Source organism: Salegentibacter lacus (genome assembly GCF_020164555.1).
In the GTDB taxonomy this organism is placed as follows: Bacteria; Bacteroidota; Bacteroidia; order Flavobacteriales; family Flavobacteriaceae; genus Salegentibacter; species Salegentibacter lacus.
In genome coordinates this window covers 22,847-35,400 of sequence record NZ_JAIQZB010000010.1, presented here as the reverse complement: position 1 = coordinate 35,400, position 12,554 = coordinate 22,847, and the positions used below count along the sequence as shown (strand labels likewise).

The window sequence follows — 12,554 nt, the reverse complement described above, 5'->3', positions numbered from 1 at the left end:
TCCGACGTAAATATCAAGTTTACCTAATTAAAGAAAACTAATTTTTGCTTTTTAATTTTCTCCCGAATTCCTCATAACTATCGAATTCTGATAAGTTAAAAGTGATTGGGATGGTGTGTTTTAAGGAAACATTTTTAGAATTTATTATAGCCGGTTGTTTAATTTTGAGATCGGCAAATAACCTTATGGCCTCCTTCTCTAAATACTTATTTCTTGTTCTAACTTTTACCTTTTTAACTTCTTCTGTTTCTTTAATTACAAATTGAACATACGCTTTACCGGGCAAATTTTTCTTTTTTACTAGCTTCATTATATCAATATTCCTTTTTATATATTGATTCAGTTTTTCAGTAAAACAATCTGCAGAGTTGATACTATCTGTACATTTGGAAATAAGTGGAGCTTTATCAACTTCCGATAGGCTAAATGTTTGAGATTGAGCCAGAATATTGACAGGAAATAAAAAGAAGCAGGAAAAAATAAATATAAGATGTTTCAAAAAACAATTAGATTTTGAAGCGTAAATTTACATTTATTTGATAAAATTAATAGCATTTTGAAGATAAGTTTAAAATTAGATGATATCAAGTGCCGAACTTCAATTTTTATAAGTATACACCATCAAAAAATAATACTTTCTTTTATACATAGAAGTTCAATATTGCAGCTGAGCTTGCTACCTTTGTAGTAAGTAGAAAAATTAAATTATGAGCAATAATCCTAGAAAGAGAAGAGAAGCACTGGTTTACCACGCCAAACCCAAGCCAGGGAAAATAGAAGTAGTACCTACCAAAAAATATGCAACACAACGGGATCTTTCCCTCGCATATTCCCCTGGAGTGGCAGAACCTTGCCTGGAGATAGAAAAAGATAAAGAAAACGCTTATAAATATACTACCAAGGGAAATCTCGTTGCGGTTATTTCTAACGGAACAGCCGTTTTAGGACTTGGAGACATTGGTCCTGAAGCCTCTAAACCGGTTATGGAAGGAAAAGGTTTGCTTTTTAAGATTTTTGCCGATATAGATGTTTTTGATATTGAAGTAGATACTAAAGATGTAGATAAATTCATTGAAACGGTAAAAAATATAGCGCCCACTTTTGGGGGAATTAACCTTGAAGATATCAAAGCTCCCGAGGCTTTTGAGATTGAAAGAAGATTAAAAGAAGAGCTTGATATCCCGGTGATGCATGACGACCAGCATGGGACAGCCATCATATCGGCTGCAGCATTATTAAATGCGCTGGAGCTGGCTAAGAAAAAGATGGAAAAAGTGAAGATCGTGATAAGCGGTGCCGGTGCAGCAGCGGTTTCATGTACTAAACTTTATAAAGCTTTTGGAGCAAAAGCCGAAAATATTATAATGACAGATAGTAAGGGCGTAATTAGAAAAGATCGTCCAAATCTTTCTGAAGAAAAAATGGAATTTGCCACTTCCAGGAAAATAGATACCCTTGAAGAAGCCATGAAAGATGCCGATGTTTTTGTAGGCCTTTCTATCGCTGATATTGTTTCTCCTGAAATGCTAAAAAGTATGGCGAAACGCCCTATCGTTTTTGCCATGGCGAATCCAAATCCAGAGATCGATTATCAACTGGCAATGGATACCCGTAAGGACATTATTATGGCTACGGGTAGAAGTGACCACCCAAACCAGGTGAATAATGTTCTTGGATTTCCTTTTATTTTCAGGGGTGCTTTAGATGTTAGGGCAACAAAGATTAATGAAGAAATGAAAATGGCCGCGGTAAAAGCTTTAGCCGAAATGGCCAAGGAACCGGTGCCGGAACAGGTGAATATCGCTTATGGTGAAACCCGTCTAAATTTTGGTTCAGAATATATTATTCCGAAGCCATTTGATCCGCGTTTAATAGCCAAAGTACCACCGGCTGTTGCTAGGGCGGCGATGGAAAGCGGTGTGGCGAGACAACCTATCCAGGATTGGGATAGATATGAAGAAGAACTGCTTGAAAGAATGGGCAGTGACAACAAGATCACCAGGTTGTTACTTAACCGTGCGAAAATGAATCCCAAACGAATTGTTTTTGCTGAAGCCGATCATCTTGACGTGCTTAAAGCAGCGCAAATTGTTCACGACGAAGGAATCGCAATTCCAATTTTACTTGGTCGTCGTAAAGTTATTGAGGAGTTAATGGCAGAAATAGATTTTCACGAAGAAGTTGCCATTATCGATCCAAAATCTGATGAGGAAGAAGAGCATAGAAAGGCTTACGCCCAGGTATACTGGAAAACCAGAAATCGTAGCGGGGTTACCCTTTATGATGCCGAAAAACTAATGCGTGAACGTAATTATTTTGCTGCAATGATGGTTAATGAAGGAGATGCCGATGGCTTGCTTTCAGGATATTCCAGAGCATATCCTGCGGTGGTAAAACCAATGCTGGAACTTATTGGAATGGCGCCCGGTGTAACTCGTGTGGCAGCTACCAACCTTATGAATACTTCCAGAGGGCCACTTTTTATAAGTGATACCTCTATCAATATAGATCCGCCGGCAAAAGATCTTGCTAAAATTGCGCAAATGACGGCTAGAACTGTGCAGTTATTTGGTTTAGAACCGGTAATTGCAATGATGTCTTATGCCAATTTTGGGTCGTCCAAAGATCCGCGCGCTACGAAGGTGAAAGAAGCAGTTTCTTATCTACACCGTAATCACCCGGAATTAAATGTTGATGGAGAGTTACAGGCAGATTTTGCCCTAAACCGAGAAATGCTTCAAAATAAATTTCCGTTTTCGAAACTGGCTGGAAAAAAAGTGAATACTTTAATTTACCCTAACCTAGACTCAGCTAATAGTACTTATAAACTTATTAAAGAACTTAATAAGGTAGATTCTATTGGGCCTATTATGATGGGAATGCGCAGGCCAGTTCATATTCTTCAACTTGGAGCAAGTGTAGAGGAAATTGTGAATATGACGGCGGTTACTGTGGTAGATGCCCAGGAAAAAGTAAAAAAGCAAAAGAAGTAAATTATATTCGGGGATAAGATTACGATACATTTAAAGGAAAGAAGATATTAGTTATAAAATTAACCCGAAACACATAAATATCGATTACCTACTAAAATAAGTTGGAAATACAGTAGTTAAGCCCGGGTCAAAGATTTCGGGCTTAACTTTTATTTACTACATTTGGCTCGTTAAGTTTAAATTTTATGATTCATCATCTTAAGGGGCAATTAATAGAGAAGAATCCTACTTACTTAGTAATCGCTTGCAATGGCGTTGGGTATATGGTTAATATTTCTCTTCATACCTTTTCCCTCATCCCAGCTTCCGAAAATATAAGTATTTACACCCATTTACATGTAAAGGAAGATTCCCATACGCTTTATGGTTTTTATCAAAAGTCTGAACGGGATATTTTTAGGTTACTAATTTCTGTTTCCGGCGTGGGGACTAGCACTGCAAGAACAATGTTGTCTTCTTTAGAACCCAATCAGGTTAAAGACGCCATTGCCAATGGCGATGTGCCTACCATACAGAGTGTAAAAGGAATTGGAGCAAAAACAGCACAACGGGTAATTTTAGATTTAAAAGATAAGATATTGAAAGTCTATGGGGACGATGAAGTTTTTGTTCCTAAAGACAATACTATAAAAGAAGAAGCGTTATCTGCATTAGAGACTCTCGGCTTCGCAAGAAAGCAGGCTACCAGGGTAGTAGATAAAATCATGAAAGATGCTACCAACCCTACCGTAGAATCTATTATAAAAATGGCTCTTAAAAATTTGTAAAGAATTGAGGCACAATTACTGGAAATTGTCAACTTCGGTTAAGCTCAGCTTGTTGTTGTCATTGATAATTTCATTGAGTTCCACTGCACAAGAAACCCCTCAGGATACCACCGAAACCGGGTATGCTTTGGGTGAAATATCGCTGCCTGATTCTGAATTAATCTCTTCTTTCTACGAATACGATCCTATTTTAGACCGCTATATTTACCGCGAACAGTTAGGAGATTTAGATCTTTCTATCCCTTTAATTTTAACTCCCGAAGAATACGAAAATCTCGTTTTAGATGAAGAAATGCGCGATTATTTTAAACGTAAAGTTGATGCGCAAGCTGGTCGTAAAGAGGGAACAGAGGCAATTCAGCGAGATTTGTTACCGGACTTTTATGTAAATAATAATTTTTTTGAAAGCATTTTTGGAGGTTCAGAAATTAATATTGTTCCGCAGGGAACGGTAGAGATGGACCTGGGTTTGCTTTATACCAAACAGGATAATCCAGCCTTTTCACCGCGAAATCGTAGCAATCTTACTTTTGATTTCGACCAGCGAATAAGTCTTAGTTTACTTGGTCAAATTGGGGAACGCTTACAAATTACCGCCAATTACGATACAGAGTCTACTTTCGACTTTCAAAATCAATTAAAACTCGAATATACACCTACTGAAGACGATATAGTTCGAAAGATTGAAGTGGGTAACGTTAATATGCCGCTCAATAATGCATTGATGCAGGGCGCCCAAAGTCTATTCGGATTTAAAACCGAATTGCAATTTGGAAAAACCCGAATAACCGGGGTTTTTTCTGAACAAAAATCTGAGCGAAGAACAGTAAATGTTGAAGGTGGATCTACTGTTGAAGAATTTGAAAAATTTGCTCTTGATTATGATCAGGACAGGCACTTTTTTCTTTCACATTACTTCAGGGATAATTATGATGACGCACTTCAGGATTATCCGTTTATCAATACTAATATTCAAATTAAAAGAGTTCAGGTTTGGGTAACCAACCGAACCAATAACGTACAAAACCTTACCGATACCAGGAATATAGTAGGTATTCAGGATTTAGGAGAAACCAATATTCCCGGGAATATTGGTTTAGATAATATTCCCGCCGGATTCTTTAACCAGCCAGGGGGAAGCTTTCCTGATAATGCTAACAACGATTTTAATCCGTTTGGGATAGATGGTTCAGTAGAATCTGTACTAACACCTGCCATTAGAGACGTGGCTACCGTAGATAATGGTTTTAGCGGGGTTCAGGTTTCGGAAGGCTTGGATTATGTAAAGCTGGAGAATGCACGCCAATTACAGCCTAATGAATACAGCTTAAATACCCAATTAGGATATATTTCGTTAAATCAACGCTTAAGTAATGACGAAATTCTTGCAGTGGCTTATCAATATACTGTAAATGGAGAAGTTTACCAGGTTGGAGAGTTTGCCAATGATGGGGTAAATGCCACGGGAGATAATAATGTTGAGCAAGATCCGATGGAACCTAGCTCTAACCAGCGGGTAAACCGAAACCTGGTAGTTAAAATGCTCAAAAGCACCATTACCAATGTAGATGAGCCGGTTTGGGATTTAATGATGAAGAATATTTATAGTCTTGGAGCTTATCAATTAGAGCGTGAAGATTTCAGGTTGAATATTCTGTATACAGATCCACAACCTTTAAACTATATAAAACCGGCTGGAGATGGTTCTGTCTCGCTTCCGGAAGATGTTAGCGATACGCCGCTGCTTCGTGTGTTTAATTTAGATAAACTGAATAATAATAACGATCCTATAAATGGCGGGGATGGTTTCTTCGATTATGTGCCGGGCCTAACAATAGACCCTCAAAACGGAAATATCATCTTCACAACGGTAGAACCTTTTGGTAGACATTTATTTGAAGAACTTGATAATTCCCCAAATACAGGAACCGAGGAATATGATAATCCCGAAACCTGGAACACCAATCAAGAAAAATATGTTTTCAGATCCTTATACAGGACTACGAAAACCCAGGCAGAACAGGAAGACGCCGATAAAAATAAGTTTCAGTTAAAAGGAAGGTATAAGTCTGGAGAAGTTGAAGGAATTCCAATTGGTTTTAATCTCCCACCAGGATCAGTAACCGTAACCGCTGGCGGTAGGATTTTGCAGGAAGGTGTAGATTATGTGGTGAATTATGAATTGGGTAGAGTGCAAATTCTGGACGAGGCTTTGCTTGCTTCAGATATTCCAATTCAGGTAAATACCGAAAATAATGCATTGTTTGGTCAACAAACTAAACGATTTACCGGAATAAATGTTGAGCATCAGTTTAATGAAAATCTTCTGGTTGGAGCCACTTATTTAAACCTCAAAGAACGTCCGCTAACCCAAAAAGCAAATTATAGTTACGAGCCGATAAATAATTCAATTTTCGGATTCAATGTAAATTATTCTACCGAGGTTCCTCTGTTTACAAGATTGGTAAATAAATTACCAAATATTGATACCGATGTGCCATCTAATTTTTCAGTAACGGGGGAATTTGCCTATTTACAACCGGGAGCACCGGCAATTAACGACTTCCAGGGAGAGGCAACGACATATATTGATGATTTTGAATCAGCCCAAACAACTATAGATATTAGTTCTCCACTAAGCTGGGATTTAAGTAGTGTTCCCCTGGGTTATGGAGGGGAATTGGCCAATGGCGATATTAAAGTTGGGCAAAAAAGGGCAAAAATGGCCTGGTATACCATAGATCCTATTTTTTATAGCAGCAACCGTCCCGACGGAATTACAGATAACGACATTTCTACCTACGCAACCAGAAGGGTAGCCTTAAGTGAGATTTTCCCAAATACCGATGTTGTGCAAGGGCAACCACAGGTGGTTTATACTATGGATGTGGCTTATTTTCCTGAAGAACGTGGGCCTTATAATTTTAATCCCGCAGCAACAGATGGCACTTTGCCAAATCCTTCGCAAAGTTTCGGCGGAATAATGCGCGGAATAAACACTACGAATTTTGAACAAAGCAATGTAGAGTTTATAGAATTTTGGGTGATGGACCCCTATATTTATTCAGAAAACAGCGGGAATTCAGCCGGAACTATCAATTTTAATTTGGGAAATATTTCTGAAGATGTTTTAAAAGATGGTAGAAAGCAATTTGAAAATGGATTACCACCCACGGGTGGTACTGAAAATACCATAGAAACCCAGGTAGCAAAAGTTCCGGCAGATCAATCTTTAATTTACGCTTTTGATTCTGAAGGAGAAGAACGTCTTAATCAGGATGTGGGTTACGATGGGTTTTCAGATGCACAGGAAGCTTTGAAATTTCCTGAATTCAGTAATTTTCCCGATCCTGCCGCAGATAATTATGAATATTTTTTAAATACCGATGGTGATATTGTTAATCGCTACCGAAATTATAATGGCCCCGACGGGAATTCACCGCCGGAAATTGGCGCGACCAATAGGGGAAATACCACTTTGCCAACTACCGAAGATGTGAATCGAGATAACACGATGAACACTATTGATAGTTATTTTGAATATGAAATACCTTTCTTCCCCGGAATGGGCGTTGAGAATAATCAATATATCACCGACGAGAAAGAACTTACCACCACGCTTAGAAATGGAAATGAATTACCCGTACGTTGGCTCCAATTTAAAATTCCAATTTATGAACCCACAGATGCTAAAGGAGGTATAGCCGATTATAGATCTATACGTTTTATGAGAATGTTTCTTAGTGGTTTTGAAGAAGAAACTTTGCTGCGTTTTGGAACTATGGAGTTGGTGAGAGGAGATTACCGGCGTTATAATCGCGGTTTAAGAGATAGAAACATTCTTCCGGAAAATCAAAATACCCTTTTTGAAGTTTCAGCAGTAAATATTGAGGAAAATGAAAATCGACAACCGGTACCGTATGTATTACCTCCGGGCGTAATAAGGGAAGAACTTTTTGAAAACAATACAAATATTAGGCAAAATGAGCAATCTCTTTCTCTTAGAGTTTGTGATTTAGAACCTCAGGACGCAAGAGCGGTTTACAAGAATTTCCAGATAGATATGCGGCAATATAAGAATCTGGAAATGTTTTTACACGCTGAATCGCTACCCAACCAAACTCCTCTAAAAGATGGGCAGTTGGTAGCTTTTGTGAGAATGGGAACCGATTTCACCGATAATTATTATCAAATGGAAATCCCTTTAAGTCCAACTGCTTTTGGAGCGATGAGTGCCGAAGAAATCTGGCCTCAAGTTAACCGAATGAACCTGCCGCTGGAATTGTTGCAGCGAGTAAAAACAAGTGTATTAGGAGATCCTTCCTTAAACTCTGGAGAGCTTAATTTCTTTACCGAGAATTTAGATTTGGTAGATGAAGAAGATTCTTATGAAATGGATCAATTGCGATTGGGAATAAAAGGAAATCCCAGTTTTGGAAATGTTCGGGTATTGATGTTGGGATTAAAGAACGGAACTCCTACCAATGGCGTTCAGGATTTATGTGGAGAGGTTTGGTTTAACGAATTAAGACTTTCAGATCTTGATAACGAAGGCGGTTGGGCGACCATAGTTAATATGGATACCAATTTAGCCGATTTTGCTACGGTAGCCGCCACCGGTAGAAAAAGCACCGTGGGATTTGGAACTATAGAGCAGGGTCCTAATCAGCGAAGCAGGGAAAATTCTCAGCAGTATGATGTTGTGACCAGTATAAACGCAGGGCAATTACTTCCTCAGAAATGGGGTGTGAAAATTCCGTTTAATTATAGTAGGGGAGAAGAATTAATTACACCCAAATACGATCAGGAATTTCTTGATTTAGAATTGGATACCAGACTGGCAGATATTGTAGATCCCGCAGAAAGAGAACTGGTTAAAAAGCAATCGCAATCTTATACAAAACGACAAAGTGTAAATATTATCGGTTTGCGTAAAGAGCGCACCGGGGAGGCAAAACCTATGCCTTACGATATTGAAAATTTTGCTTTTACAACTGCTTATAATCAGGTAAATCATCGTGATTTTGAAATTGAAGAGTCTTTAGACCAAAATGTGCGGGCGGGCGCCACCTATGAGTTTAATTTTGAGCCAAAACAGGTAGAGCCTTTTAAAAATATTTCGGCTTTAGATAGCAGCGATTATTATTCGTTGGTGAGAGATTTTAATGTGAATTTATTGCCTTCTAATATCAACGCCAGTTCTACTATTTTAAGACAATATAACGAGCAAAAGTTTAGGTCGCTAGAGCTTTCAGACGAGGATTTAGGGATTCCAACCTTATACCAACGAAACTATATGTTTAACTGGGAGTACGGTGTAAATTATAATCTTACTAATTCTTTGAATTTCAGTTTTAATGCTTCTAACAATCGTATTGTTAGAAATTATATAGATGAAGAAGGTTTTGCCAATAATAATATTGGGGTTTGGGATAATTTTTTCAGTATCGGTACACCAGATTTGCATTATCAAAACCTACAGGTAAATTATGATATTCCTTTTGATAAAATTCCTGTTCTCGAATTTATAAATGCTACTTATTCTTATACCGGCGATTTTCAATGGCAGCGTGGATCGAGGATCTATGAAAACCTTGAAGGGATTCCTGATATTGGAAACAGTGTTCAAAACTCAAGTTCTCACCAAATAAATGCCAGCCTGGATATGGAGAATTTATATTCATACTTGGGTCTGGAAAAGAAAGAAGGTCGTAACGGGCAAACTATAAAACAGCGAAGCGCCGGTGTTCCTACATTAGATGGAAGCCCACAAGATGCAGAGCGTACTCAAAATGCCGAAGTAGTTGAGAAAACCAGCAAAAGCTTCAATACTTTTGTAGATTTCGTGACTATTTTAAGCAGATTACAAATAAATTATCGCCAAAATGAAGGAACTTTTCTTCCGGGCTATACTCCTAGTGTCGGGTTTATGGGAACTCTACAACCCAGCACAGCCTTTACTTTTGGTTGGCAGGAGGAGGTGAGGTACGCCGCGGCCAGAAGAGGTTGGTTAACCTTGTTTCAAAATTTTAATCAGCAGTTTTCTACTTTAGAAAACGAGCAATTAGATGTCCAGGCTTCTTTGAATATTATCCCGGATCTTACGTTAGACATTAGCGCAAACCGGAATTATTCAGAAAATTTTTCAGAGAATTATAGAGTAAATCCCACTACCTTGGAGTATATACCTTTAACGCCTTATAACTATGGTAACTTTAATATCTCTACTATTCTTATAAAAACAGCTTTTAATCAGTCAGACGAACAATCGTCAGAAACTTTTGAAAGCTTTAGGGAAAACCGTCTTGATATAGCCCGCCGACTTGCCAGGGAGCGAGGTTTAGATCCTAATGATGTAGATGAAGATGGCTATCCAGTAGGGATTGGTAAAACAAACCAGGCGGTATTATTACCTGCTTTTGTTTCGGCTTATGCCGGGAAAGATCCTGAAAATATAAAGCTGGGTGCATTCAGGGATATGCCTTTGCCTAACTGGAATATGAAGTATACCGGATTAATGCGAATTGGTTGGTTTAAAGATAAATTTAGAAGGATTTCTATAAATCACGGCTATCAGTCTAACTATACCATCAATCAATTTCAAACTAACCTGGATTACGATCCTGACAATGAATTCGACACCAACCAGGCAGGAGATTTTAAAAACCCCATGTTGTATTCCAATATTGTTTTAACTGAATTATTTACGCCGCTTTTTCGTTTAGATCTGGAAACTCAAAATGCAATTCAATTATTGGCTGAAATAAGAAAAGACCGAATGCTTTCCCTTAGCTTCGATAATAATTTATTAACCGAGACAACCGGAAACGAATACATACTTGGTGCCGGTTACAGAATTAGCGATTTAAGGATAGCGACCGGCCTGGGAGGAACCAACCGAATTTTAAGCAGTGATCTTAACTTTAAAGCCGATGTTTCCTTTAGGAGAAATAAAAGCATAATCAGGTATTTAGATTTAGAAACCAGCCAGGTAATTGCCGGCCAGGATATATGGCGTATTAATTTTACTACAGATTATGCCATTTCCAGTAATCTTACTGCGATATTCTATTACGAGCATAATTTCTCTGAATATGCAGTGTCTACTGCTTTTCCGCAAACAACCATAAGATCTGGGATCACACTTAGATATAATTTTGGAAATTAATTGAGGCTTGTTTGAAGTATTGCTTTAAAAAATTAACTTTGCTATAATATAAAATAGAACTAATGAATATTCCACAGGATTTAAAGTACACCAAAGACCACGAATGGATTAAGGTGGAAGGCGATACGGCTACAATAGGTATTACAGATTTCGCTCAAAGCGAATTGGGAGATATCGTTTATGTAGAAGTAGAAACCGTAGATGAAACCCTTGATAAAGAAGAGGTTTTTGGGACAGTTGAAGCTGTAAAAACAGTTTCAGACCTTTATTTGCCTTTATCTGGCGAAATAATTGAATTTAACGAGAGCCTTGAAGATGAGCCGGAAAAAGTAAATTCAGATCCTTATGGAGAAGGGTGGATGATTAAAATAAAATTTTCTGATGAATCTCAGCTGGAAGATCTTTTAAGTGCTGATGCTTATAAAGAAGTTCTTGGTAGCTAAAATAACTTTATTTGTAGCGGCCCTTTATACTATTCTGCTTACTGTTTCATCTTTAGTGAAACTCGGTAAAATTAGTATGGGGAGCTTTAGTCCTACAGATAAACTTTTGCATCTTGGAGCTTATTTTGGACTTGTAGTATTGTGGAAGGTGTATTTTATGCAAAAAGATAAACCTCACAATACTTATAAAAAAAACCTTTTTAAAATAGCCGGCCTCTCCATACTTTTTGGTATGTTAATTGAGGTTTTACAGGGTGTGCTTACCAGTTATAGAGAGCCAGATTGGTTTGATATTTTGGCTAATACTACTGGAATTTTCCTTGCTGTTATTATCTTTCTCTTATTTGAAAAGAGTCTAAAAAGGTTAAATAGTAAGATTAATTTAATTTTTTAGAAAAAATATTTAATTTAGCAATCCTTATTAATCAATAACCTATTATGGAACCAAAGAAAAATCCAAAAGCCGATTTAACCAGAAGAAGTGTATTCTTTCTGCAAGTGGGGCTTATCATTGTCCTGTTAATTACCTGGAGGGCAATTGAATGGAAGACTTACGACAAGGAAGCCATTGATACCGGCCAGTTAAATATGGACGATTTAGATGATGAAGAAATCCCAATTACAGAGATGCAGAATACGCCACCACCTCCACCACCTCCACCACCGGCACCAGAGGTTATTGAAGTTGTAGAGGATGAGGAAGAGGTAGAAGAAGATGAAATTGAGTCTACTGAAACTAATTTGGATGAAATCGTTGAGGTAGAAGAGGTGGTTGAAGCTCCTACTGAAGAAGAAGTAGCCGATGTTCCTTTTGCAGTAATTGAAGATGTACCAATTTTCCCAGGTTGTGAAAACCTGAAAAACAACGAAGAGCGTAAGCAATGTATGAGCCAAAAGATTAGTCAGTTTGTTAACCGGGAGTTCGATACAGATCTTGGTGCGGAACTTGGTCTTTCTGGTGTAAACAGGGTAATCGTTCAGTTTAAAATTGATGAAAAAGGGAATATTACCAACGTACAATCCAGAGCGCCACACCCAAGGTTAGAGCGTGAAGCAGCAAGGGTAATTAATAAATTACCAAGTATGCAGCCAGGTAAACAACGTGGTAAGGCAGTAGGAGTTATGTACTCTTTACCAATTGTATTCCAGATTCAAGACTAAGAGATTATTTAGTATAAATTTA

At 37.9% G+C, this 12,554-nt stretch carries 7 protein-coding genes; 6 read left to right on the top strand and 1 reads right to left on the bottom strand.

What is annotated here, in order from left to right; all coding sequences use genetic code 11:
• Nucleotides 1-37 precede the first annotated feature (37 nt).
• Nucleotides 38-310: an energy transducer TonB gene (locus LB465_RS09565; protein ID WP_224469643.1), complete on the bottom strand. Its 273-nt coding sequence runs from the start codon at nt 308-310 to the stop codon at nt 38-40.
• Nucleotides 311-707: 397 nt separating this feature from the next.
• Between LB465_RS09565 and LB465_RS09560 the strand changes: the two genes are divergently transcribed.
• The 6 genes from LB465_RS09560 (at nt 708) to LB465_RS09535 (ending at nt 12,532) form a co-directional block, all read left to right on the top strand.
• Nucleotides 708-2,993 (top strand): NADP-dependent malic enzyme, encoded by a 2,286-nt coding sequence (locus LB465_RS09560; protein ID WP_224469642.1) that lies wholly within the window; start codon nt 708-710, stop codon nt 2,991-2,993.
• A 185-nt stretch (nt 2,994-3,178) separates the two neighbouring features.
• Complete coding sequence (gene ruvA / locus LB465_RS09555) at nt 3,179-3,760, top strand: Holliday junction branch migration protein RuvA (protein ID WP_224469641.1); 582 nt, start codon at nt 3,179-3,181, stop codon at nt 3,758-3,760.
• A gap of 25 nt (nt 3,761-3,785) precedes the next feature.
• Nucleotides 3,786-10,928, top strand: a complete 7,143-nt coding sequence (gene sov, locus LB465_RS09550) for a T9SS outer membrane translocon Sov/SprA (RefSeq protein WP_449619098.1) — start codon at nt 3,786-3,788, stop codon at nt 10,926-10,928.
• 62 nt (nt 10,929-10,990) lie between these two features.
• On the top strand, nt 10,991-11,371 hold the full coding sequence (gene gcvH / locus LB465_RS09545; protein ID WP_224469639.1) for a glycine cleavage system protein GcvH: 381 nt from the start codon (nt 10,991-10,993) through the stop codon (nt 11,369-11,371).
• Nucleotides 11,372-11,447: 76 nt separating this feature from the next.
• Nucleotides 11,448-11,765, top strand: a complete 318-nt coding sequence (locus LB465_RS09540) for a VanZ family protein (RefSeq protein ID WP_224469638.1) — start codon at nt 11,448-11,450, stop codon at nt 11,763-11,765.
• Nucleotides 11,766-11,809: 44 nt separating this feature from the next.
• Nucleotides 11,810-12,532 carry an energy transducer TonB gene (locus LB465_RS09535; RefSeq protein ID WP_224469637.1) on the top strand — a complete coding sequence of 241 codons (723 nt, stop codon included), beginning with the start codon at nt 11,810-11,812 and terminating at the stop codon, nt 12,530-12,532.
• Nucleotides 12,533-12,554 lie beyond the last annotated feature (22 nt).

Excerpts from the sequence above, each read along its gene's own strand:
- LB465_RS09565 (WP_224469643.1), bottom strand. The coding sequence starts at position 310 with ATGAAGCTAGTAAAAAAGAAAAATTTGCCCGGTAAAGCGTATGTTCAA.
- LB465_RS09560 (WP_224469642.1), top strand. The coding sequence starts at position 708 with ATGAGCAATAATCCTAGAAAGAGAAGAGAAGCACTGGTTTACCACGCC.
- ruvA (WP_224469641.1), top strand. The coding sequence starts at position 3,179 with ATGATTCATCATCTTAAGGGGCAATTAATAGAGAAGAATCCTACTTAC.
- gcvH (WP_224469639.1), top strand. The coding sequence starts at position 10,991 with ATGAATATTCCACAGGATTTAAAGTACACCAAAGACCACGAATGGATT.
- LB465_RS09540 (WP_224469638.1), top strand. The coding sequence starts at position 11,448 with ATGGGGAGCTTTAGTCCTACAGATAAACTTTTGCATCTTGGAGCTTAT.
- LB465_RS09535 (WP_224469637.1), top strand. The coding sequence starts at position 11,810 with ATGGAACCAAAGAAAAATCCAAAAGCCGATTTAACCAGAAGAAGTGTA.